The sequence below is a fragment of the Paraglaciecola marina genome (assembly GCF_004360155.1).
GTDB classification, from domain to species: domain Bacteria; phylum Pseudomonadota; class Gammaproteobacteria; order Enterobacterales; family Alteromonadaceae; genus Paraglaciecola; species Paraglaciecola marina.
This window is the reverse complement of record NZ_SAIS01000016.1, coordinates 47051-71938: the sequence shown is the minus strand read 5'-3', so window position 1 is coordinate 71938 and position 24888 is coordinate 47051. Positions and strand designations below refer to the sequence as shown.

General features: G+C 40.0%; 23 protein-coding genes and 2 pseudogenes. 8 read left to right on the top strand and 17 right to left on the bottom strand.

Features of this window, described 5'->3' with window-relative positions; translation table 11 throughout:
• Positions 1-20 precede the first annotated feature (20 nt).
• The 5 genes from EOK74_RS17820 to pyrC form a co-directional block, all read right to left on the bottom strand.
• Positions 21-500, bottom strand: coding sequence for a helix-turn-helix domain-containing protein (locus EOK74_RS17820; protein ID WP_133471458.1), 480 nt, complete (start codon positions 498-500; stop codon positions 21-23).
• Between the two features lie 205 nt (positions 501-705).
• Positions 706-2085 carry an ATP-dependent RNA helicase DbpA gene (dbpA, locus tag EOK74_RS17815; RefSeq protein WP_133471457.1) on the bottom strand — a complete coding sequence of 460 codons (1380 nt, stop codon included), beginning with the start codon at positions 2083-2085 and terminating at the stop codon, positions 706-708.
• A gap of 29 nt (positions 2086-2114) precedes the next feature.
• A complete protein-coding gene (locus tag EOK74_RS17810; RefSeq protein WP_133471456.1) occupies positions 2115-2804 on the bottom strand; it encodes a crotonase/enoyl-CoA hydratase family protein in 690 nt (229 codons plus the stop codon).
• Positions 2805-2944: 140 nt separating this feature from the next.
• Positions 2945-3745 carry a substrate-binding periplasmic protein gene (locus EOK74_RS17805; RefSeq protein WP_166638799.1) on the bottom strand — a complete coding sequence of 267 codons (801 nt, stop codon included), beginning with the start codon at positions 3743-3745 and terminating at the stop codon, positions 2945-2947.
• 138 nt (positions 3746-3883) lie between these two features.
• Positions 3884-4915 carry a dihydroorotase gene (gene pyrC, locus EOK74_RS17800; RefSeq protein ID WP_133471485.1) on the bottom strand — a complete coding sequence of 344 codons (1032 nt, stop codon included), beginning with the start codon at positions 4913-4915 and terminating at the stop codon, positions 3884-3886.
• Between the two features lie 208 nt (positions 4916-5123).
• Here pyrC and EOK74_RS17795 point away from each other — a divergent pair, with 208 nt between their 5' ends.
• Positions 5124-6863: a lysophospholipid acyltransferase family protein gene (locus EOK74_RS17795; RefSeq protein ID WP_133471484.1), complete on the top strand. Its 1740-nt coding sequence runs from the start codon at positions 5124-5126 to the stop codon at positions 6861-6863.
• Positions 6864-6874: 11 nt separating this feature from the next.
• Here EOK74_RS17795 and eutC read toward each other — a convergent pair whose 3' ends face one another.
• The 5 genes from eutC to EOK74_RS17770 all read right to left on the bottom strand — a co-directional run bounded on the left by eutC (position 6875) and on the right by EOK74_RS17770 (position 12537).
• Positions 6875-7774 (bottom strand): ethanolamine ammonia-lyase subunit EutC, encoded by a 900-nt coding sequence (gene eutC / locus EOK74_RS17790; RefSeq protein ID WP_133471454.1) that lies wholly within the window; start codon positions 7772-7774, stop codon positions 6875-6877.
• Positions 7775-7783: 9 nt separating this feature from the next.
• On the bottom strand, positions 7784-9190 hold the full coding sequence (locus EOK74_RS17785) for an ethanolamine ammonia-lyase subunit EutB (RefSeq protein WP_133471453.1): 1407 nt from the start codon (positions 9188-9190) through the stop codon (positions 7784-7786).
• A 177-nt stretch (positions 9191-9367) separates the two neighbouring features.
• Positions 9368-10720, bottom strand: a complete 1353-nt coding sequence (yegD, locus tag EOK74_RS17780) for a molecular chaperone (protein ID WP_133471452.1) — start codon at positions 10718-10720, stop codon at positions 9368-9370.
• Positions 10721-11055: 335 nt separating this feature from the next.
• Positions 11056-11886: an abortive infection family protein gene (locus tag EOK74_RS17775; protein ID WP_239024159.1), complete on the bottom strand. Its 831-nt coding sequence runs from the start codon at positions 11884-11886 to the stop codon at positions 11056-11058.
• A gap of 114 nt (positions 11887-12000) precedes the next feature.
• Positions 12001-12537: a cysteine hydrolase family protein gene (locus tag EOK74_RS17770; RefSeq protein WP_133471451.1), complete on the bottom strand. Its 537-nt coding sequence runs from the start codon at positions 12535-12537 to the stop codon at positions 12001-12003.
• 168 nt (positions 12538-12705) lie between these two features.
• On the opposite strand from EOK74_RS17770, the pseudogene EOK74_RS17765 reads away from it, so the two are divergent.
• A pseudogene (locus EOK74_RS17765) lies at positions 12706-12822 on the top strand (IS110 family transposase); the annotation flags it as partial.
• 510 nt (positions 12823-13332) lie between these two features.
• Here EOK74_RS17765 and EOK74_RS17760 read toward each other — a convergent pair.
• Both EOK74_RS17760 and EOK74_RS17755 read right to left on the bottom strand, forming a co-directional pair.
• Entirely contained in the window at positions 13333-13677 is a 345-nt protein-coding gene (locus tag EOK74_RS17760; protein WP_133471450.1) for a zinc ribbon domain-containing protein YjdM, read from the bottom strand.
• A 116-nt stretch (positions 13678-13793) separates the two neighbouring features.
• Positions 13794-14315: a hypothetical protein gene (locus tag EOK74_RS17755; protein ID WP_133471449.1), complete on the bottom strand. Its 522-nt coding sequence runs from the start codon at positions 14313-14315 to the stop codon at positions 13794-13796.
• A 407-nt stretch (positions 14316-14722) separates the two neighbouring features.
• Here EOK74_RS17755 and EOK74_RS17750 point away from each other — a divergent pair, with 407 nt between their 5' ends.
• The 5 genes from EOK74_RS17750 to EOK74_RS17730 all read left to right on the top strand — a co-directional run bounded on the left by EOK74_RS17750 (position 14723) and on the right by EOK74_RS17730 (position 20417).
• A complete protein-coding gene (locus EOK74_RS17750; protein ID WP_133471448.1) occupies positions 14723-15274 on the top strand; it encodes a GbsR/MarR family transcriptional regulator in 552 nt (183 codons plus the stop codon).
• 64 nt (positions 15275-15338) lie between these two features.
• Positions 15339-16715, top strand: a complete 1377-nt coding sequence (locus tag EOK74_RS17745; RefSeq protein ID WP_133471447.1) for a cytochrome ubiquinol oxidase subunit I — start codon at positions 15339-15341, stop codon at positions 16713-16715.
• Positions 16716-16717: 2 nt separating this feature from the next.
• A complete protein-coding gene (cydB, locus tag EOK74_RS17740) occupies positions 16718-17716 on the top strand; it encodes a cytochrome d ubiquinol oxidase subunit II (protein ID WP_133471446.1) in 999 nt (332 codons plus the stop codon).
• A gap of 13 nt (positions 17717-17729) precedes the next feature.
• Positions 17730-18473, top strand: a complete 744-nt coding sequence (locus EOK74_RS17735) for a phytanoyl-CoA dioxygenase family protein (protein WP_133471445.1) — start codon at positions 17730-17732, stop codon at positions 18471-18473.
• A 147-nt stretch (positions 18474-18620) separates the two neighbouring features.
• The gene (locus EOK74_RS17730) at positions 18621-20417 is read left to right on the top strand and encodes a choice-of-anchor I family protein (protein ID WP_133471482.1); all 1797 of its coding nucleotides are present in this window, start codon (positions 18621-18623) and stop codon (positions 20415-20417) included.
• 109 nt (positions 20418-20526) lie between these two features.
• Here the strand turns inward: EOK74_RS17730 and EOK74_RS17725 are convergent, their stop codons facing one another.
• Positions 20527-20964, bottom strand: a complete 438-nt coding sequence (locus EOK74_RS17725; protein WP_133471444.1) for a DUF3010 family protein — start codon at positions 20962-20964, stop codon at positions 20527-20529.
• 152 nt (positions 20965-21116) lie between these two features.
• Here EOK74_RS17725 and EOK74_RS17720 point away from each other — a divergent pair, with 152 nt between their 5' ends.
• The gene (locus EOK74_RS17720; protein ID WP_239024158.1) at positions 21117-22073 is read left to right on the top strand and encodes a hypothetical protein; all 957 of its coding nucleotides are present in this window, start codon (positions 21117-21119) and stop codon (positions 22071-22073) included.
• 4 nt (positions 22074-22077) lie between these two features.
• On the opposite strand, the gene dgcN is transcribed toward EOK74_RS17720, so the two are convergent.
• The 4 genes and pseudogenes from dgcN to EOK74_RS17705 form a co-directional block, all read right to left on the bottom strand.
• Complete coding sequence (gene dgcN / locus EOK74_RS17715; RefSeq protein WP_133471443.1) at positions 22078-23079, bottom strand: N-acetyltransferase DgcN; 1002 nt, start codon at positions 23077-23079, stop codon at positions 22078-22080.
• A gap of 125 nt (positions 23080-23204) precedes the next feature.
• On the bottom strand, positions 23205-24089 hold the full coding sequence (locus tag EOK74_RS17710) for a LysR family transcriptional regulator (protein WP_133471442.1): 885 nt from the start codon (positions 24087-24089) through the stop codon (positions 23205-23207).
• A gap of 117 nt (positions 24090-24206) precedes the next feature.
• Positions 24207-24305, bottom strand: a pseudogene (locus EOK74_RS21330) (PhoH family protein); the annotation flags it as partial.
• Between the two features lie 153 nt (positions 24306-24458).
• Positions 24459-24881, bottom strand: coding sequence for a cytochrome c family protein (locus EOK74_RS17705; RefSeq protein WP_133471441.1), 423 nt, complete (start codon positions 24879-24881; stop codon positions 24459-24461).
• Between the last annotated feature and the right edge of the window lie 7 nt (positions 24882-24888).

Genomic DNA, 24888 nt, shown 5'->3' with positions numbered 1-24888 from the left:
AGCTTACTCACACCTTGTTTTTACATCTTCTGTTGGCAGCGTTTAGCCGGCTCATGATCATACCAAATACCGTACTTGTCCCCTTGTAGTTTCAGCCAATGGTAAAGATAAGCCGTAGTGAGCATGAACAAACCTCCAACCAAAGCAGCCTCATTTATAAAGCCTAAACAGCAAAACGTGAAACCGCTAAAGTGTCCAATACCTTCCACTCGAGAAGCTGATTTCCTATTAGGTCTAGTTTGTAAAAAATTAAAAATAAACCAACACTTCAATATCATTGGTAATTTTTGCCAATTATCTGAATTCTTGTCTATCATAAACGTCTCCTGGTCCAAGGTTGATATATCAACATCAAGCGCAGCAGCGATACATTTAAGACTCTCTAGGCTAGCATTATGACCACATTCAATACGCTGAATAGTTCTAACATTTAAACCAGACATTTGAGCCAATTGCTCTTGCGAAAGGTAGCGGCTAAGACGTAGTTCTTTAAGAATCATTAAATCCACCTATGTGCTTAAGAGTCACTAGTATTCGTCTATTTTAATGGTGTCGGTTAGGAACTTAACACGACATTTATCCGACAGTGCAGGGTTACACTATTCATTTCAGGTCTACACCTCTGGCCCAATATCAACTTCCGTTGTATTAAATTTTATTTCCCCTGCTATTTCATGCTCACTGAATCACGCAAAGTCGTGGTGCCTAAGATAACTTCCTTGCTTTAAACTTACGGCCTTTTAACTTCCCTTCATTAAATTGTTTTAATGCACGCTTTACACTACGAGTTTTCACCGCGACATATGTGTGCATTGCGGTAACATTGATTTTACCAATATCATCAAACACAATGTCAGCGTCTTTAGTCAAGGCTCCTATAATATCACCTGGGCGAAGTTTGCTCTTTTTACCACCATCAATGCAAATGGTTTCGTATTCGGGTTGGATCAACCGATTAGCATGAAAACGCAAAGCCTGAATGCCCGTCCATTTGATTTTAGATTTTTGATAATCCTCGATAGCATTGGCTCGATGTACTTCTTTGGGCGAACATATAGTTAATGCTAAACCTTTCGCATCTGCCCTCCCCGTTCGGCCAATACGGTGAATGTGCACTTCAGGGTCTGGCGTAACTTGGTAACTTATTACCGCGTTCACTTCTTTTATATCTAAACCTCGAGATGCCACATCGGTCGCAATTAATACAGATACACTTCGATTAGCAAAACGAGTTAGAACTTGGGTACGCTCTCGTTGTTCTAAATCACCATGCAGAGCAAGGGCTGATACCCCCAGCTCCCTAAGTTCATCATACACTTCTTGGCAAGCAATTTTGGTATTGCAAAAAATGATCGCTGACTCTGGTTGATAATGACTCAACATGGCGGCCACCGCTTTTGTTCTATGAGCTTCTTCTACTTCAAAAAATAGCTGTTCAATTTTGCTAGTTTCATGAGTCGCCTCAACACTTACCTCAACGGGGTTACGCTGCACATCTTGACTAATTTGCGCAATTGTATCTGGATAAGTAGCTGAAAATAATAATGTTTGCCTATCAAGGGGAACAGCATCAATGACCTTTGCCATTTCAACTTCAAATCCCATATCTAACATACGGTCGGCTTCATCAAGCACCAGCGTGTTCACTTCACTCAAATCCAAACGCTGGCGAAAAAGGTGATCCATAATTCGCCCAGGTGTGCCCACAATAATATGCGCTCCATGTTCTAACGAGCCTATCTGGGGGCCCATAGGAGTACCGCCGCATAAAGTGAGCACTTTGATATTATGAATACCACGTCCCAGCTTACGGATCTCTAACGCTACCTGTTCAGCCAGTTCTCGTGTAGGGCACATCACCAAAGCTTGGACTCTAAACCGCTTCACCTTAAGATTATGTAACAAGCCTAAGCCGAAGGCAGCGGTTTTACCGCTCCCAGTTTTCGCTTTAGCTACCACATCTTTACCTTCTATGATGGCTGGTAAGCTCATTGCCTGTATATCAGTCATCTCTTTGAAACCCATGGTTTCTAAGTTATCTAGTAAGGCATTATTTAAGCCTAGTGAAGCAAATTCTTTATTCAAAATATTCTCTTTGGTTACACAGTTTTCAATTACAAACTGCTGTGGCGATCTTTTTCAATACTTTCATCTAGCACTTGCAGTAATTCTGCACGGGCTTTCAATTTAGTTTGGTAGTGGGCCTTCATATCTAGTTTAGTCATAGCCTGTGCGATAGCATTAGCAGTAGGTAGCAGCTCCTGCTGCGCAACCACTTTATCTAAAAACCCTGCTGTCACAGCTTCTTGAGGAGATACCATTTCGGCTAAAATTACAGACCTATTAAAAAATACTGGCGCTAACCGGCCTCTCGCTAATTCTACCCCAGCATGATGCATAGTCATACCAATAGCCACCTCATTTAAGCCAATTTTAAACGGACCTTCTACTCCAATACGGTAGTCAGCAGCTAATAATAAGAATGCTCCTTTAGCTACTGCATGGCCACTGCACGCTACCAAAACAGGAAACGGAAAAGACAACATGCGTCTTGTGAGGCTAGAGCCTTTAGCGACTAAAGCCATGGCAGCTTCCATACTCTCACCCATGACTTTTAAATCATATCCGCCAGATAACATACCCGGCTGCCCCGTTAATAAAACTACAGCTTTATCTTGTTCGGCTTGATCTAATGCTTGATTTAACTCATCAATAACTTGGTGTGAAATGGCATTCACTTTGCCATTCTGAAGTGTGATTGTGGCTATATGGTTCTCTATGTAGCATGTAACTAAGTTGCTCATAATACTCTCTCATAGTTAAATGGTTAATGTCTTAAAAGGCTAAATTGATACGTACATATGGGAAGCAAATAGAGCTTAAAGAACAACTCATAAATATTCATATCAAACTATCATTTTAATTAACAGTAGTGGCCACTTACTTATTGGGGGGCAAGCCAGGTTAACTTTCGAGTAGAGTGTCGTTTAACAATCTCATCGACCACACCAGACTGTTTCATGTCACTTATATGCAAATTAAATTCAGGCAGTTTTTGTAGCCAATCCTTACTTAACATAAGCGAAATATATTCCTGTGCGACATAGTCTGGCGTACGATACAAAACATTCATATCAGCAATATTATTTCGTAACCATTCCTTTCTAAAATCATCAACCAAAGCTAGATCACATCTGTCTTTCATCATAATTCTGATAATAGGTGCACCTAAGGAAACATTAAGTCTTTTTAATGTTTTTTGCTCCATAAAAGGTTCAATAACAGGGTGTACAAAGTTATCTCTTGTACACACAGTTCTACCTTCAACCCAATTACTTAAAGAGCCTGTGCTTTCAAAAGGATGGGTAGAGTATAAATATTCAGCGTAGACATAGAAATACTCACTAAATAATACCTTCTCTGGGATCGACACCCAACTCTTAGCTAAAAAAGTGGCGTTGTAAGTACCGTTTAAGATATTGGCTTCTAGTTTATTTCTGGGTGTAGAAATAAATTCAACTTCTAACCCCATGCGCCTGCCAAGCTCTTCAGACAAATCTATCAAAATGCCTAAATAATGTTCATCACTAGGATTAAAGTACACAAAAGGAGGCTCTTGAGCATGAAGAACCCCCACTTTAAAGACATTTTCGTTACTGCTAGCAAACACATCAACAGCACTCAACATTGCTAAAATGCTGTAAACTAATGCCCAACTACGAACTCGGAGAATATATTTACTCATATCCATTTCTGCTGAATATGTACTGCAATATTATTGCTAAATTCAACTGTTATCTCCCTGATGTTTTGATGTAAGTTTGGCCTAAAATAACGTCTGGCTTGTTAATAAATTAGTTTAATGGTTAGTACTAAGAAAAATCTAACTTAATTTCCAAGCTACAGATTGACCCGCAAAGAAAGGCACAATCGCTTCGCCATTGGGTAACGTCACAGTGTCAGGCACTGACCAAGCCTCTTTCACTAGTGTCACTTTAGTTGTGTTGCGAGGTAAACCGTAGAAATCTGCACCATGGAAGCTAGCAAACCCTTCAAGTTTATCTAGTACATCTAACTCATCAAATACTTGTGCGTAAAGCTCTAACGCACTCCAAGCGCTGTAACAACCCGCGCAACCACAGGCATTTTCTTTAGCATGCCTAGCGTGAGGAGCTGAATCTGTGCCTAAGAAAAACTTAGAGGAACCGCTGGCGACTGCTTGACGTAATGCTTGCTGATGGGTCCCTCGCTTCAAAACCGGCAAGCAATAATTATGAGGTTTGACGCCTCCCACGAGTAAATCATTGCGGTTTAATAATAAATGTTGTGGCGTGATGGTTGCTGCTAGATTATCAGAGCCAGCTGAAACAAATTCAGCAGCATCTCCTGTTGTGATGTGCTCAAACACAACTTTTAAAGCAGGAAAATCATCAACTATCTTGCTCATATATTTATCAATAAATACTTTTTCACGGTCAAAAATATCTATATGGCTTTCTGTTACTTCACCATGAATAAGCAGCAACAGTCCTTGTTTTTGCATTTCTTCAAACACTGGATACAAGGCCTCTATACCTTTAACCGCTTGTGCTGAATTTGTGGTTGCCCCAGCAGGATACAATTTTGCTGCAACAACCCCAGCCTCTTTGGCATCAATGATGTCTTGTTTTGACGTTTGGTTAGTCAAATACAAGGTCATCAAAGGCTCAAAAGTACTACCTTGGGTACGAGCAGCTAAAATTCTTTGTTTATATTCCAAAGCCAATTTAGCATTAACAACTGGCGGCACTATATTAGGCATCACAATCGCCCTTGCAAAACACCTAGCGGTAGCAGGCACAGTTTCGCCTAACATATCGTCATCTCTAAAATGTAGATGCCAATCGTCTGGGGTGGTAATCGTAAGTTTTTGCATGGGGTTACCTAAAATAAATAGCGCTTCAATTAATCCAGCCATTATGCCTTAATTTGCCGCTCAAAACCGTTGGTAATCGAGTCTTTTTTGTATAAAAAAAGAAAGATAAATATAAAGCCACCTGAAGTTAGAATAAATTGCTGATTTTTAAAGTAAATTAAAGCAAAATATGCGAATTATAATCACTATCAATTATGGAGCTGGTGTTATGCCTGCAGCCATTAGCCTGCTTAATCTTATCCCCAAAGATAAATTAAACCCACCCAAAACAATTATCGTCAAAACCCTAGATAAAGCTTTAGGTATTTCCCAATTAAACGAGCTTTATATAAAAAGCCGCCTTCAAGGGGTGGATAGAACTACTTTTGCTAAAGGTCTATTGGATACGCTGAATATTCAACTAGAGGGAATAGCAGATCTTCAAGACAAGATCCCCAAAGAAGGGCCTGTTGTGATTGCTAGCAATCACCCCTTTGGTGGAATTGAAGGGGTTATTTTAGCCTGGGCTATTGAGCAAGTTCGCCCCGACATTAAAGTCATGGCGAATCAAGGGCTAAAAATATTTCCTGAATTACAAGACTACTTCATTTTTACTAATCCGCTATCAGAAAAAGACCCTAAGAATGCGCCATCAATTCGCCAATGCTTAAAGCATGTAAAATCAGGAGGTGCGCTACTCCTTTTTCCAGCGGGTCGAGTCAGTTATTACCATAAAGATAGAAAACGAATAGCAGATCACAGTTGGAATAGAATTGTTGCCAGTATTGCCAGCCGAGCAAATGCGCCTTATGTTCCTGTATTTGTAAGTGGCTTAAACAGCCCTCTTTTTTACCGATTAGGCAGAATTTATTACCGTTTACGACTTCTTATGTTAGCTCGCGAACTAACAAATAAGCAAAACGCAAAAATTAAAGTCACAGCTGGCTTTCCCATAGAAGAAAAGCACTACGCTAAAGATTCGGATCTAATATGTCGTACAGAGCTATTAAGAGCCCAAAGTTACCTAATTTCACCTGAATATCAAAAGTCTTGGCCTGCCGATCCAGTTACCGACATGCAGCCCCTAGCAGATGAAATCCCATACCACGAAATTCAAGCCGAACTAGCAGCATTACCAGCTGAACAGCATCTATTTGATCACAAAGACTTCTCTGTATATTTTGGTTATCAAAATCAGCTCCCAAAAACAGTAGATGAAATAGCGCGTTTACGAGAGCTAGTATTTCGAGAGCATAACGAAGGCAGTGGAGAGCCAAGAGATACCGACAAGTTTGATGCAACCTATATCCAGCTTTTTGTTACTAAAAAAGACACAGGGCAAATTATTGGTGCCTATCGAATGGGGCAAACAGACAAGCTACTGGCAGACGGTAACCTTGAAAACCTATACCTAAATCGAATGTTTGATTTTGGACCCGAGTTTGTAAACCGTCAAAAGCCATGTTTAGAAATGGGGCGCTCTTTCCTTATTCCAGAATATCAACGAAGCTTTCAAGGGTTATTTTTACTTTGGAGAGGTATAGGCGCTTATGTTTGTAAATACCCTAAGTATCGCACTTTGTATGGAACAGTATCCATTAGCAAATTATACGATATGCGCAGTGTCGCTGTCATCGAACAGGCAATGGTAACCACTACAAATAACGTGGCTCGCAGATACCCATACACCTACAACTTTCACCCAGAGTTTGCAGACTTTGCTAAAAAGTATGGTCTTAAAGATCACATTACTTCGCTATTAAAAACAGTAGAGCCAGATGGCAAAGATGTACCTGTTTTATTAAAGCATTACAATAAGCTTGGGGCTGTGTTCCATAGCTTAGGTGTTGATAGAAGCTTCAATGATACGCCAGGCTTGTTATTGAGTGTTGACTTACCCTCAGCGCCAGAAAAACTATTAAAGCTTTATTTGGCCGAAGACTACAAAGAGTATTTAGCGTCAGAATAAGTTATTGAAAACTACGGCTTAGCTAACAGAAAATTTGCGGAGCTCGTGACCTGATCAGTATCATGGGTGTTAGTTCGGTCTTTTAACGCCACTCCAGAAATCTTTTTGTCTCTGGACTCTCGCAATAGGTACATGGCTTTATGACTTGCCTCCATAAAGCTCATACCTGCTGGTCTTACATTAGAAATACAATTGCGAGATACATCCGTTAAGCCCAGTTTTGGTGCCCAGGTTAAATACATACCTAGGCTGTCTGGAGAGCTCAGTCCAGGCCTTTCACCCACCAGCACTAAAACAGCATTAGCATTTAACAAAGAGGCCACCTCGTCACCAACAGCTACCCGTCCCTGCTGAACTATAGTTATGGGGGCTAGTCGCCAATCTTGACCTAGCCTATTGCTGTCATCACGCAATTCATTGGCGAGGGCGTTAATAAGTGCAGCAGCATTATCTTGAATGGCACAAGATGACAAACCATCCACAACCACAATAGCCAAGTCATACTCTTTGCAGCTAACTTCACCAGATTGTTGCAGCTTAATAATTTGCTGCTGAGACACCTCATTAAGCCTGCGGCCAAGGTCAGGACGCTGTAAATAGGTAACTCGGTTTTCTGCAAGGCTATGCAAAATGATAGGTGATTGCGGCACAACTGGCAGACTCAAACTCCGTATATCATCAGCTAAAGTTTGCACATCTAATGGTAAATGCACCGCATCTCGGGCCTGTGCGTGTGCTAATTGAAAAGCCAGTAATTCATTAGTTGGTAAACTAATACCGGCTCGACCTAAACCGATACGAGCATCGGTAAAGTTTTGTAGAATGCGCCAAGGGTTGTGAGTAACTAATTCTGAAGCGCTAAGTTCAACGTCCTCTAATACGTTAGCCTTGTGTGATTTTTTATCTGTCATGATTAATCCTTAAACACCAGAGCCTGAGAATGGCGCCAAACTATGGGCAAAAGAGTCAGGTATAGATGAAGTTAAGGAGGGGCGTTTTTCATCAGTAAATATATTCATTTTATGTAACCACACTTCAAACTCTGGCGCAGGCTTTAATCCCAACACGCTTCTCGCATACAAAGCATCATGAAAAGAGGTGGTTTGGTAGTTAAGCATGATGTCATCAGCACCGGGGACCCCCATAATAAACGAACAACCCGCGACCCCAAGTAAGGTTAATAGATTATCCATATCATTTTGATCGGCTTCAGCATGATTGGTGTAACACACATCACAGCCCATAGGTAAACCTAACAATTTACCGCAAAAGTGGTCTTCTAAACCTGCACGAATAATCTCTTTGCCATCAAACAAATACTCAGGCCCTATAAACCCCACCACTGTATTGACCAATAAAGGATTAAACTTTCTTGCTACAGCATAAGCACGGGCTTCGCAGCTTTGTTGGTCTATTCCAAAATGAGCATTGGCAGATAAAGCGCTGCCCTGCCCGGTTTCAAAATACATAACATTTTGCCCAACAGTGCCACGATCTAACGACAGGGCTGCCTGCTGCGCTTCAGCAAGTAGCGATAAATCCACGCCAAAACTAGTATTAGTAGCTTGAGTGCCACCAATAGATTGGAACACTAAATCAACAGGAGCGCCGGCCTCTATGGCTTCAATGGTATTCGTGACATGAGTTAAAACACAAGACTGGGTAGGTATTTGGTATTTCTGGATCACCTCATCCATTAAATGCATTAACTTAATGGCTTGCTGCACATTATCGGTGGCGGGGTTTATACCCATTACCGCATCACCGCTACCATACAACAAGCCGTCTAAAATACTCGCAGCAATACCGTTGATGTCATCAGTAGGGTGATTGGGCTGCAGGCGGGTTGATAACCTACCTGATAGACCGATAGTGTTTCGAAAAGCACTGGTAACTTGGCATTTTTTAGCCACTAAGATGAGATCTTGGTTACGCATGATTTTACTCACCGCTGCTGCCATTTCGGGAGTAATACCTTGGGATACATTACGTAACTCAGCAGTACCTACATTATCGCTAAGTAGCCAATTACGAAAGTCGCCGACAGTTAAGTGTGAGATAGCCTGAAAAGCCACGCTGTCATGCTCGTCAATAATCAAACGAGTCACCTCATCTAGCTCATAGGGTACTAAAACATCATTTAAGAATGTCTTGAGTGGTACCTCAGCTAATGTCATTTGCGCAACAACACGCTCTTCGTCGGTAGCCGCTGCCACACCAGCTAAACGGTCTCCAGAGCGAGCAGGTGTCGCCTTTGCCATCAACTCAGCTAAACTTTTGAAGTGATAGACTTTGCTACCTAAAATATGTTGGTAAGTGGCAGGCATAGTACTTTCCAAGAATGAGTAAAATCAAAAACCCTACTTGTTTTTAACACATAAGGATTTAAGTTTCATTACAGCTAGGTGTACTGGCCTTGTCCCACCTTTAATGCTAATGAGTTTACGCCACCACTTCATAGGCCATAGCAAAGCTCATTAGGTACCCATATAAAATGTGGTGCATCACTTAAAACACAAATCAGCCCATCTTGCTAAACCAGAGGTAACCGACCCTTCGTAATCCCCATTGGCAATAGGTATGTTACCCACCACAGATTTTATCGCTGCTCTTAAAAGCGGGGAACGGGCAGAACCACCTGTGATAAATATCTCATCCGGCTGTACATGCGTTTGAGCGAGAGTCTCTTGCACTAGTTTTTGGATTTTAAGCACTGGGCGGTATATGGATTTTTCTAGCTGCTGGGCAGAAACCGGAATAGCGATATTCTCAGAAGCAAGCTGCAAATTCGCGGTAAAACTATCCTTGCTAGACAAGGCAACTTTTGTTCTTTCTGCCTCAGCTACAATGCTGTGACCTAGGGTATTGTCGTACACCTCTATCAATCTAGCTAGCTTATCTGGCTGCTTAGCCGAAGACTGCATACTCTTCAGCTCTCGATAATTAGCCCGTGAATAAAAGGTTTTTTGGGCAATCACATCGTTAATAGCAATACATTCCCAAAATGGCATATTGGGCATAGGTAAGCCAGATTTAGCCTCGGTGTCTTTACCAAATTCTTGCATAAAGCTTTTGCTAGCTAGGTGGATATCTAAGTCATTCCCACCAACAAAACTGCCTGCATGTCCTAACAAAGATTCCGCACGTTGCTCTTTGCCTACCCAACTAGGCCCCATGCGTATAAGAGAGCAATCTGAGGTACCGCCACCAATATCCACCACCAGTACATTTTTGTCAGAAGTTAGACTCGCTTCATATTCTAACCCTGCAGCCACTGGCTCAAACTGAAATTCGATATGCTTAAACCCAGCTCTGGTGGCGGCTCGGCGTAAAATATCCTCAGCCTGAATGTTAGCTTGCTCGCCACCTTTATTATGGAAATTAATTGGCCGGCCTATTACCGTTTCATCTACCTGTTTATTTAATGACGCTTCAACTTTTTGCTTTATATTGGCCATCATGGCACACACAATATCTTCAAATATGGTGTAACGAATTTCATCTAAGCCCAACAAGCCTAAAAATGACTTTGGTGATTTCACATAGTAATAATCAGTTGGGTCCTCTAAATACAAAGCCGTGGCTTGCTTCCCAAAACGAATATCATCAGGCACCAAATCTATGCCTTCTCTTTTATTGGTATTAATCGAACTTTGTAGCAAGGTTTTACCCACATTACTGATAGGTAAAATGTTTAGGTGTCGATATAGATATTCAGTGACAGATTCTCTATTAGGCGCACACAAGGTAGATGAAAGTAACACCTCACCGTCATTTAATGGGATGGACTGAACCTTATTATTAACTATGTGTGCAACGGAACATGTGGCGGTACCGAAATCAAAACCAACGGCCATTATTACCTCTTAAAAGATTGTATCTAGCTGACTAATTGAGCTCTAAATTAAACGACTCTGTGAACAGCAAGGAAATGCTGAGCTTATATTTTACAGAGAACACAAAGAAAAGACATGACGGCTTGGCTGAAAGATGAGTACCTGTGTCCTCTGGCTATTAAAACTAAGTGAAGGCTTGCACACTAGGTGAACGATTGGCAGACATATTAGAATTATCTGAGAGTCTGGATTAAGGTAAGTTTTCAGCCCAAAGTGTACTGAATACCTTGGCTAAGTAGACGGGGAAAATGACACATTCCATTTAAATTGGATCTGACCCTTTTTAAACTTGTTAGCTATTTTTTACACCGTTCATCCCAAGTTTCTAGAACAAAGAGAGCAACGGTATGCGCGGAGTTGATCGCTAAACGAGCATGCCTTGGCTTAAGGTTATAAACTTTACGACCTTCACCATGAGCAGAACTTGCATGCGTGCGGAATGCACCAATTCCATCGACTATTGACATAATCCCACTTAGAACTCTTTTAAGGTCATCATCTTGAACTAATTTAGTATCGAAACCTAAATCACCGCGGACGATTTTCCAGACATTTTGTAGGTCTTGTTTTTGTGGTTTACTTAGCCCTTCATCAGCTATGTAAACTTTAAACATTGACTCTAATATATTACATGCAGCTGAAACGGCTTCTCTTGGTTCAGAATTAACGTTAGCCAATGCTCTATTAAATTCAGCATCAATTGATGGAATATCACGTCCTTTAATAAGTTCGGATAAAGCTTTACTTGGCGCGGAACTACCATCGGATAAATGCCCTCCAGAAGTATACGTAAGATTGCATTGTTTAAAAATTGATAATAATTTTTCTTTAAACTCTTTTTTATGATTAGTTACATTATGTCCCCACAAGATTTGGTCTTGTTCATCTTGCTCGGGTAACTCCATGTGAGTCTCAATTAATTTCCCTAGTACCTTTAACGGATAATCACATTCTTTATTGATTATTCTAAGCCACGATTGGACCTTTACTGCTTTTGAACCTTCTGGTGGATCGCCAGGGGCATCCGCATATAAGAACAAATTGTCAAGGCTTGCGTGCGTTTCTATATCGGGAAGGTTTTGAGAAACAACTGCGATAATTGGAGCTGGGATTTCTTTTTTCATCATACCTCGAAACATTGACTAAATAACACTTTGCTCAGCGGAAAAATGTGAGCGTGAGCGAGTAGTTTTTCCGATGCAACAATTTGTTAGGTTATTATATATAGACTAGCGATTAAATTAACTAAGACTACTACTTATCACTAGATTTTTACTAGGAAAGTACTTATTTAACAAAGGGGTTAGTTCTGTACATTTATAACTAATAATAGCGTCACTAATAATATCAGTGTCAATGTTGAGATTTTGTGCTTCTTTGAATGAAGTATTTATACAATGCTCTACTGCAAGTCCAGATAAATATAATTTATTAATATTATTTTTTTTAAGAAATTCCACAAATTCCCTGTTAGAAAAAATATTTTTATTATTCTTAACAAATATGTTTTTTTTTAAGCTAGTTAATCTCTTATCTAACTCCGCACCATGACTTCCTGGTTTGACGGAGTTCTTTGTAAGTAATTTTATAATTAGACTCTTCCATTCTGTTTTAAAATATACTACCTCAATATTTTTATTCTCAAAGCTTTTGATTAATTCATTAATTTTAGGAATTGTAATATCTGCTTGAGACGTACAAGCATGAGCTTTGCCATTTTTTAGAGTAAAGTCATTCTGTAAATCAATAACTATAAGTGCGCTTTTTTCTTGTTCCATGATAAATACCTTTAAAACTGATTATCTTGTAGTTCTTTCAATTTTTTGAGGAGATAGTAACAGCAAACAATTGGTACTTTTTACTTTTCTTCGAGGAGACCTAACCCTAAGCTAAACAGAAAACATGAACGTTTTTGGCGAAGCCCATAGAGTGTTTTTCTGTATTAAGCAGCAGGAATATCCAAAAAGGTGGCTATTATTGCCTGCATTAGAAAGATGGTTGTTATCTTAAATTCGATGCTACGAGATTCGACAATGTGGGAAGCGCCAAAGACCATAAATTAACTATTGACGCCATAGTCTCTTGTTAGCTTTTTAACCTACGTAAGTTTGCCTCTTTTTATCCTTCTACCATTTGTATCAAATTTATCCAGCCTTTACCAAGTGTTATTCTCCGGCTTATTCGCTAATCATAATTTGTAATGAAAAGAGGCAATTTGCCTCATTTTTTGACTTTTGAGGAAAACCACAAAACTTGTATAAATACACAGCTAAAAATGGACTGCTTCTTTCATCCATTTTCATCAAAAACGTCCCCCTGGCTCTATTAAGAGTGATGAAAACTTGCGGGGTTAGAGCAGTTGAAACTTCAGATTTACCTATGTAGCAACTTATCTTCCTTTCACTCCCAGTTCAGTGGCTATGACTCCGCTAAACAATTTCTTAATTTATGATGTTAAAAAGTCCATTTACAAAAAAACTCAAGGGGCTTAACGAGTTGATTCATTAAGCCCCTAGAGTTTTAAAAATATTTTACTTTGGGAGTTTAGCAGTGGCGCACTGCTTGGCTAAGGTTTAAGCGGATTGCTTTTTCACAAACTTAGCCGTTACCATCATTTCGCCAATGCCATCCACTTTGCAGTCTAATTCATGGTCTTTTTTATCAAATACTCTTCTGACTAAGGCTTTAGTTCCAATCTTGATAACCTGTGAGCTACCTTTAATTTTTAAATCTTTAATCACAGTCACTTTATCGCCATCTGACAATAAAGCGCCATTGGCGTCTTTGATGAGTATTGCATCGTCATCTTGCTCACCAGCTTGAGACCATTCGTGAGCACATTCTGGGCAAACGTACATATCACGGTCTTCGTAGGTGTAAGTTGAATTGCATTCAGGGCAGGCTGGTAAATCACTCATTGTAGAGGGGATCCTAAAAAATCATATAATGACGCTAATTATCCTCCCTTTAAGGTATAAATGCTATACCTTACAACTTGGTAGCAACAACAGAATAATATCAAACCTACAGATGATTAGGCCTGCTTCCTAAGATAAGAGGCCGTGCTTGGCGCCACACCAAATCCAGATAAACTACCATTGCCTAGTAAAGAGTTTATAACACCAAGCAATGAAAAATGATGAATGGCATGGCTTGATACAAACACTAGCTCTCTGGCTAAGGTTGATTGAGTTTGGGTGTTTTGAGTCTCATTCACAGAGGTTTCACAAATAATACTGATAGGTAGATCAGCATCAAGCTCACTCACCTCTTCTAACCAAAGCTCAATTTCAGCCCACTTAGACAAAGCAGTTGTAATACAAGACTCAACATTAGAATGTCTATTACGTTTATTGTAATTTACAACACCAGATGCAATGCCATCTTTTAAAGCCAAATAATGATCTAGTATGTGGCGCATGTGTGCACCTGCACTACTAGAAAAATGGGGCTTTAATACCTTTTGATAGCCTTCAGCAGTAATGCCTAATAAAAACTCTTTAGCTTGTTGAACAGTTTCTATTTGACCTGTTAGCGGGATTGTATTGTTGAGCATGAGCTACCTGTTTTACTTGTATTTGTTATTAATTTAATCGGACACGGGTATGACCATGATCAATCGTAAAAACTTTCATTACCAGATTACCTATTTAAACTTTTGTTTAAAAGACCATTCAGGATAGGATTTATTAAATTAATACACTTATGTTACAAACATATTATTCGATAAATCATTGCTTTACACCAAAGTAATGCAAATTATGCGGGTATTCTTACATAACTCAATCATCCTTTTCATCACAAATCATTCACTTTTTGTAGCGAACTTGTTGCATATTTAAGACCCAAACGACCAAATTACCAACTAGTTGTCATCACAAAAACTATGATTATTCTTGACCTAGATCAAGTTTCGATCTAAAGTTTCAATAATTACTGAAACTTTAGAAATTAGAGAAAGCTATGAAAATGACTCCTATGATAGAAACCTTTGTTATGCATTTTGGCGAAATGGGTAGTCGTTGGGGCTTTAACAGAACCGTTGGCCAAATATACGCCTTACTTGTTATCACAAAAGATCCCGTCAGCGCTAATCAAATAGCCGAAGCCCTAAGTATATCAAGGGGTAACGTTAGTATGGGCATTAAGGAATTACAATCATGGCAGCTTATACAACTTCATCATAAAGCTGGGGACAGAAAGGATTATTACCAAACCAATGGCAGCATTTGGGACATGGCCAACCGTGTATTTGAAGAACGGAGAAAGCGTGAAATAGACCCCACACTTTCTTTGCTACGAGATATATTGCTCGACACTGCCGCCAATGACAACGAGCTTTACGCCCAAGAAAAGTTACAAGAAGTACATGACTTGCTAGAAGGTGTGACAAAGTGGTCTAGCGAATTACAACGTTTAAGTCCTGAAAAGCTAGATACCTTAATGAAGCTTGGATCCGGCGTCGGAAAAGTACTAGATATCAAAGAAAAGCTCTTAAAGCGAAGTAACGAATAATCGTTTCTTAGCAAATGTATTAATACATAAATTAATTCATCCACATTAAACACAAAGGTGCCCTATGGACGACGTCTTCCTGTTGTCTCGCCTGCAATTTGCAGCCAACATAAGTTTTCACATTTTATTCCCTAGCATCAGTATCGCTTTGGGGTGGTTCTTATTCTATTTCAAACTCAGATTTAACATTAGCGGCCATCCTGTATGGATGCGAATCTACCGTTTTTGGGTCAAGGTATTTGCTTTAACCTTTGCTATGGGCGTGGTTAGCGGTATTACCATGTCATTTCAGTTTGGCACTAACTGGCCAGGCTACATGGAAACCGTGGGTAATATTGCTGGCCCCTTACTCGGTTACGAAGTGCTCACAGCCTTCTTTTTAGAAGCCACCTTTTTGGGCATAATGTTGTTTGGGATCCACAAAGTACCTAATTGGCTGCATACCCTTTCTATCCTAATTGTGGCATTAGGGACAACCATTTCAGCGTTTTGGATAATTGTACTGAACTCTTGGATGCAAACTCCAGCAGGCTTTGAAATGCGTGAAGGTGTAGCACATGCGGTAGACTGGTGGGCAATTGTATTTAATCCATCCTTTCCTTATCGCTTAGGGCATGTATTACTTGCTTCTGGGCTAACGGCTTCATTTCTTATTGCTGGTTTGTCAGCATACCGAATTTTACGTGGCGACCATAAAAAAGCACCTAGGCTTGCATTAAAAACAGCAGTGTTTGCAGCAGCTATCTTGATGCCACTACAAATCTTTGTTGGTGATGCCCATGGGCTAAATACCCTTGAACATCAACCTCAAAAAGTAGCTGCAATGGAAGGTATATGGGACACAGAAAAAGGCGTGCCATTACTATTGTTTGCTATTCCTGATGAGAAAAATCGTACCAATCATTTTGAACTACCTATCCCTAATCTGGCAAGTCTTATATTAACCCACGACCCAGAGGGTGAGATTAAAGGCTTAAATGAATTTAAGGGTGAGCATCCACCTGTTGCTCCGGTATTTTATGGATTTAGAGTAATGGTAGGTATAGGTGTATTGATGTTAGTTGTAGCCTGGTATTGCAGCATTGTACTTATCCGCAAAAAAGAACTTAGTTCAATACCTCTTTATGCCCTATTAGCCATGACCTTCTCTGGCTGGATAGCCACACTAGCTGGCTGGTATGTAACAGAAATTGGACGTCAACCTTACCTAGTTTCAGGGGTACTCAAAACCGTAGATGCGGTCACCGATATCGCTCCAGAAAACGTGGTATTTAGTTTTATCCTGTACATGTCGGTTTATGTGGTTTTATTAATTGCTTATTTGCATACCCTATTTTTAATGGCTAGAAAGTCCGTCGAAATTGAAGAGATGCAACCTGATGAAGAAATACAGTCACCGTTTAATCATTCAGTTAATAAACTCGCAGAGCAAGGAGCATAACTATGTTTGCCGATCATAATTTGCCAATAATCTTTGCAGGACTTATGGCTTTATCTGTCATTGTATATGCCATATTAGATGGATACGATTTGGGGGTTGGAATATTACTCCCCCTAGAAAACGACCAGCAAGCGGATCAAATGATTGCTTCAATTGGACCATTTTGGGATGCAAATGAAACATGGTTGGTACTGGCCGTGGGATTACTGTTAATTGCCTTTCCTACCGCACACAGCGCCATACTTAAAAGCCTGTACATACCAACGGCAATTATGTTGATTGGGCTTATTTTACGTGGTGTAGCCTTTGATTTTCGTGCCAAAGTAGCTCAAGTTAATAAACATCGCTGGAACCAAGTATTCAAGCTTGGCTCATTTATAGCCAGTTTAAGTCAAGGCTATATGCTGGGTAGTTTTGTTATGGGGTTTGAGTCGTCAGTTGCTGCTAATTTGTTTTCTGTGTTAAGTGCACTCGGCGTAACCTGTGCATATGCATTAATAGGCAGTACTTGGTTAATTTTGAAAACCACAGATTCACTGCAATTACGTGCCATAAAGTGGGCGAAATTAACCGGGATAATTAGCTTTGTGGGTATCTTAGCGGTGTGTATCGTAAACCCCCTCATAAACTCCTTTGTATTTGACCGTTGGACCAGCGCACCTTTGGTTTATTTTGTGGCCTTTATCCCTTTTGTTTGCTTTACCCTGTTAACGATAGGTTATTTAGTACTGAACAGGTTGCCATTAGAAAATGACACCGCATGTTGGCTACCCTTTTTAATTACTGTGGTTGTCTATATATTTTGTTTCTGTGGCTTAGCATTCAGCTTTTATCCTTATGTGGTACCAGGTGAATTAACCATATGGCAGGCGGCCAGCGCCCCTGAATCACTTAGATTTATTCTGTACGGAGCCTTAGTTGTTATACCTTGTATTTTAGCCTATACAGTTTTCTCATACCGCATTTTTTGGGGTAAAGTGGAGGAATTGCGATACCATTAACCCCTAAGGTCAGATGATAAAATCCGCTCATAAACAGCACTTTGATGAATATGGTTATGTAACCTTACCTAAGCTATTCGTCGAAGGGCAGCTTTCACCCATACGTGAGCTAGTGGATGTTTTTCATCATAAGTGGTGCATGCACAATTATGAGTTTTACAGCAAGCAAGCTGTGAATAGCTCTGGCTTAACATCGCAGCAATATCTAAACGATGCAATGAGGTTAAGCCTTTTCGAGCTAATTTGTGATACATCAATACTCAATGTTGTGCAGCAAATTATCCCTGCCCCTTTGTTTATGGGAACACAATTATTTTTTGACCCAGTTACGGCTGAGCAAGCAAATTATTGGCATAGAGATCCTCAATATCACTTATCACCTGAAGAGCAAAAAGCCGCATTAAGTGGCCCTGAAGTACTACACGTCAGGATCCCCTTAAGAGATGAGCCTGGTATTGAGTTAATCCCGGGCTCCCACAGGCAGTGGGATAATGAGGAAGAGTTGCAAGTGCGCTTGCAACAAAATGGCCATACAAATGCAGAACACTTATCTAGGGGTAAAACACTACCGTTACAGTATGGCGATGGGTTAGTGTTTTCCGCCAATATGATCCATCGAGGATTGTATGGTAATAACCGCCTTAGCCTAGATATTTTATATTGTGAAAGAGCCACACACCTCATTGAGTTTATAAATCCAGAACATCAACCATCTGCTGCAATGCAGGCTAAATTAAACCAAAACCTATTTTTATAAGTCCTCTTTATTGTAATAAATCCGTCATCCCAGCTTCACGTTACTGTCACCCTACTTTCATATCCTTACCAAAAAATTTATAACTAAATAGGGATACAGCCAGTGACAATATCAACATTTTATAGCAAAACAGCTATCGCCTTAGCGATGACGTTATCAATGACAGGATGCGCCCTAGAAGGCGATGATGGTGCAGATGGTGTAGCTGGAGCCCAAGGAGAAACAGGAGCTGATGGTGTAGACGGAGCAGACAGTGCCGATGCAAATGCCGGAATAGAATTAAGCCTAGTAGGCCGTATTCAGCTTAACGAAAACGACCCTGAAGGTGCAGCTGAAATCGTTCAATACCACGCAGCTACCAATACTATCTATGCTATCAATAGTGCAGCTGATGAGCCTACAGTAGAAGTCATCGATGCATCTTCAATTACAGCTGAAGCGGTTTCAAACCCTCTCACAGCCAACAATATGACCTCTAATGCACTTGTGCTACCCACTACACAAGATGGTATAGATTTAGATGGACCAACTAGCGTTGCGGTATCTGGTGATTTAATGGCTATCGCTGTGCCTGCAGACGATAAAGCCAGCAACGGTTTTGTATTGTTTTATAACGGCCTTGACACTAATGCCCCGGCATTTATGAAAGCTGTAGAAGTGGGTAACTTACCCGACATGGTGACTTTCACACCTGATGGCTCAAAAGCTGTAGTTGCTAACGAAGGTGAGCCTAGCGGTGATTATAACATTGATCCAGAAGGCTCAATTTCTGTCATTACCATCACAGATAGCACACCAGAAGATACGGCAATTGCAATTGATTTCACCGACTTCAATGGTCAACAAGAAGCGCTTGAAGCACAGGGCATGCACTTCCCTAACCCATCGGGTGAAACCATAAACGGTACCCTAATAGACATTAGCGTTGCGCAAGATTTAGAGCCTGAATATATCACTGCAACAAATGAATTTGCCTACGTAGCCTTACAAGAAAACAACGGTTTAGCCATAGTAGACTTATCTGATTACAGTGTTGAAATTGTAGGTTTAGGGTTTAAAGATTGGAGCCAATATCAACTAGATGGTATGGAAGATGGTACCGTTAGTTTTGGCCAATATGAGGATGTTTATGGCATGTACATGCCAGATACTATTGCTTCTTTTGAGTGGAAAGACGCGACTTTCATTGTTTCTGCTAACGAAGGCGATGCACGAGAGTATTTTTTCGACACATTAAACACTGACGGTGAGCAAGACGAAGACCTATGTGAATCAGCTGGCGGTGTAGATTTTGATGACGATGACGGTTGCTTATCTTACACAGATGAAACCCAAGCTAGACGTTTAGATTATGCCCCTGGTTCAAACCTTGAAACAATAGCAGGTGATGATCCTGAAGATGACGACTTCACAAGTTACCCACTAGGACGCTTAACTGTGACTTCTGCTTTAGGTGATAGTGATGACGATGGCGAATACGAAGCAATATACGCTTACGGCGCCCGTTCTTTCACCATATGGGATGCTAATGGCTTAGTTGTATTTGACTCGGGCGATGACTTTGAACGTATCACAGCTTCTATTCATGGTGATGCTTTTAATAATAATAATGATGAAAATGAAGGTGACTCACGGTCTGCTAACAAAGGGCCAGAACCAGAAGCTTTAACAATAGGTGTGGTGGGCGAAAAAACTTATGCCTTTATCGGTCTTGAGCGTATGGGAGGCATATTTGTTTACGATATAACTAACCCATATAATGCCGAATTTGTTGATTACGTCATCAATCGAGATATTACCGAAGGCGGCGACTTGATTGGTGACAATGCCCCAGAAGGTATGGTGTTTGTAGACGCTGATACCAGCCCAACTGGCAATGCTCTGGTTATAATAGGTAATGAAATTAGCGGTACTGTATCTGTTTGGCAAGTAGCTGAAAAGTAAGCTAGGCGCAAGGCAATTATTTTTATTGAACTAGTTCATACATAAAATAAAAAAACGCCGTTATTTGCAAAAATAACGGCGTTTTTGTTTTCTATTTTGAACTTACTTTTTATAAGTCATATTTATCTTTCATCAAGTAGGCAAAAGCGGTATTAAACGCCACCTCTTGGAACATTTTTAAACCCGTTTCTGCCATAGGAACATGCACGGGGTTACGTTTTAAAGACTCTTTAATCGCCACCGGGCTAATGACTTCTACTTCTACATCTTGCAATAACTCTAATGCCGCTTCTAATTTAAACCCTACTGCACCACCAGCAAACTTGCCTTTCATGGGACGCTGACGAATGACAATTTTATCGATTTTATAATCAGTTACTAATTGTGCAAAAGATTTTTGGAAGTAACGTATATCTTTACTGATGGCATCTTTAGGTAAGGTAAACTTCCGAGCACGGCAATCGGGAATTTGAAACACCTCATCAACTAATGATAACAAACAAACATTTGCATCATTTCCACTTAACTCAACACCACATACACGCATTATTTCTCTCCCAAACTTAGTTGAAGCAAGTATACCCCAAAGACTTAATTGACCACAGCTTTCACGATTAAATTAATAGGTGGCTAGCAAACATATTTTAGGAGAGCTGCTATGCTGATATTTATAGGACAGTAAATCAAAGAAAAATACACATGTGTAAAGATACTTACAAACTAGGTAATAGCCTGTTTATTCTTATATTATTTCTCTCTATGCCCTTGCATGGTAAACAAACAGCATTTAGCAAAACCAAAGATGGGGCTGAAACTTTGTTCCATTATCGCTGGGATGATGAATTAAAACAAACTTCTGAAATTAACTTCAGGCTAGCCTCCAAACAATTCAATGTAAAGAATCACAAACGCTTTGTTCCTGACTTAGCACAACAATATGTATACATAGAATTACATAAAGAAGCCCGTAAAATTGACCCACGAGAGGCTCGGGTTCAAATAAAAAAAACAGGTCAAGATATTCAGGTAAATGTAAAAAGTCGCTCTGATAAACTGTTAAGAAAGTGGCGTCAGTCTATGGCAAAAAGCCAAGAATCAGCATTTGACCAATATCTCAATGATAATTACTACAGCCGCTTTCAGTCATATTTAGGGCAAGAAGCTGTTAAACCAGACCATTTGCGATACATTAATGAAAATAAAGCCTCGCTACTTCCCATTGCGCAGGCGATTTATGAAATGGTGCCTGAGAATAGCGATTCACGAGATTACATCAGCTTGTTACTGAGCTGGGTTCAAAGTATTCCCTATGACGAACTTCAAGACCGCATGACTTCAAATGGAGCCGGTTACCTGCCCCCATTGTCAGTCATAGCGAATAATAAAGGAGATTGCGATAGCAAAAGTGTGCTCATGGGAAGTTTGGTACGAGCACTATTACCAGATATAAAAATGGTAATGGTTTATCTCCCCAACCATGCACTACTAGGAATAAAACTCCCCTTTAGGCCATCAGAAAAAACCTATGAAATTGAAGGGGTTGATTACACTTTGATGGAACCAACTGGACCTGCCAATATGCCGCTTTCAGAAATATCCACTAGTAGTGCTAGAGACTTAGCGTCACGTATGTTCACCCATGAAGTCGTACTTTAAACACTTAGACCAATAAAGCTTGCACAATACTATCTGCACCATCACGTAATGGATCAACACAAGGTAAGTCAAACTTTTTGCTAAGCTCTGCACATATTTGTTTACCCTCATCTTCACTTACGCTGGATGTGTTTACCGCAAGACCTACCACCTTAACATCTGGATTAGTCAATCTAGCGGCTTGCAGGTTTAATGCTATGGTTGTCTCAATACTCGGGAATTGACTACTTGGAAGCCCTCTCATATGACTACGATTTAACGCATGACATATCACTAACGCATCCGGTTGTGACCCATGTAGCAGCCCCAAACTTACGCCCGCAAAAGCAGGGTGAGACAATGATCCTTGCCCTTCAATTACATCCCAATGGTCTGCACTATTCTCTGGCGAAAGTGACTCTGAAGCGCCAGAAATAAAGTCTGAAATCACGCAATCAACCGCTAAGCCTTGACCGGCAATCAAGATTCCGCATTGGCCAGTAGCTCGAAAGTCAACATCAACTCCTAATTTTTGCATTGATTTTTCGATACTTAACGAGGTGTACATTTTTCCCACAGAACAGTCTGTCCCTACAGTAAGTAGACGTTTACCGGAACGTTTCACACCAGTGCCAGTGGCAAAGTTCTGTTGAGGATGACGAATATCTAAAAGTGCTCTTTTAGTCAGCTGTGATTTTTCAACAAGCTCAGGAATATCACTTAGTTTTTGATGTAAGCCAGACACAATATCCATACCTGCGTCCATGGCTTCTAAAATATAAGGCACCCACTTTTTATCTAGCACTCCGCCACTATTAGCGAACCCCAAAATGAATGATTTAGCGCCATTTTCAGCTCCTTGTTGAATTGTCATTTGCTCCATGCCAGTAGTTACAGTGCAACCACTTACACTGAATTCACCTATACATAGCTCAGGCCTCCAAGTAGCGACACCTCGAGCCATTTTTATAGCAAGTTGATCGGTTGCATCACCAATGAATAGTAAATAAGGAGTAACAATTTTCATATTAATGTCCAAAGAAAAAGAGAAGGGCTTGAAGTTTTGCATGCAGTGTAATGGAGCACTTTGATAATAAAAGTAACAAAGTTTTTGTAGCTCATAACTTAAGGCTATAGGTGGGTTTAAACGTTTTAAATATTTGAAATACCTTGTAATAAATAAGGTAAAAACTCATCGATTAATTTTGTTTTGTTTTGGCTTTCTAAATGTACAGCTTTAATGTCGAAGGTTAGTGGTGGGTCAAATGAAGCGATAGATATGTTATCGGTTAAGTTGCCTTGTGCAGTGGAACGGTCTACCACACAAACGCCTAATCCTCGGGCCACTAGCCGAACGGCAATAAAATAAGTTTGCACATTAATTGAAGACTTAAACTCAATATCTTCTTCTAATATTCGAGCCAAAAACATCTCACCTAATGGGCCACTATCCCTTATATCAATAAATTCCATATTACTCACATCGGCAAGGCTTAGTTTATCAGGACAATCAGGGAATACTTGCTTTGGGTAAACAATCACTAACTCAGACTGAGCTAGTGGAGTGGTGACAATAGAAGGCATAGTGCTCGGCGAAAATAATATTCCTAGGTCGCATTTATACTCTACTAAAGATTGCATCACTGCATTGTTGTGAATAGTTTGAATGTTAAAACTTACATTTGGAAAATCTCGGTGATAATTTGCAATCACATCAGGAATAACATCAAACCCCAATGCTGGAGTAATGCCCAAAGTGATATTACCAAATTGAGACTTTTTGATATTATGAGATAAGTTTCTTATGGAATGAATTTGCTTATAAATTTTATCCACTTCGTTAAATAGTATCTCAGCTTCATCTGTTGGAATTAGCCTACCTTTAACTCTTTCAAATAAATTAAAACCAAGCTGTAGTTCTGCGTGGGTCAAAACTTTACTGACAGAAGGTTGCGATACACTTAATAAATTAGCAGCATTTGTAATGGAGCCCGTTGTATATATAGCATGAAACACTTCTATGTGACGCAAGCGCATATAATTACCTTTAAGACGTTACAGAGTAAATGTGAATGTCATTAATTAAAAATGACAATTAGAAGGCCCGAGAACACAGCTGGCTATGTTAACGGACTTTATTTTTGGTAGGGTAAACTATAATTGTTCTTCAGCAAACTCAGCTAATCTACTTCTTACCACCCCATCTAAATTCAATGTGGCACTGCCTGAAAAGTTTTTAAATTTCTCAACCACCTTTTATAATGTGGCAGCTACAGCAAGTCATGCTCTACCACTCCCCCAGTTACCTAGTAAAGAACACGAAATCTATATCAGGCTAACAAAGCCAACGTCATCGAGTTACACAGGACTCATATGCCCTAACAATATAACCTCTCCACAAAAAGTTTACTTATTAGCAAGTTGAGTTATTAACGCTAACCGTAATTCATAAACATCCCTAACCTTCGTTGCTCTGTGCTTAGCTACCTCTAGCTCAGTAAAAAGTACTGCACTTTCAAGACCAAGTAGCTCGTGAGACATGTAATTAAGTACTCCAGCTAGTGCTTTATCAGAAAGAGGGGAATTTGATGCGCCAGGAACACTTATCCAATAGGCTCGACCATCTTCAAAACTTAAAAAGTCCTCTCCATATTCGCTAATATCGGGAGTAACAGGAGGCATACCTGTCCCCGTTGCTTGATGACAGCCTTGACATTGCAGCATGTAATTTGTCTTCGCGTCAGCATATTCGTTACTAAAACCGCAAACACTGATTGAACTTAATATGATTACTATCCAAACTAAAACAAACAGTTTCATTTTATCCATTTATGAC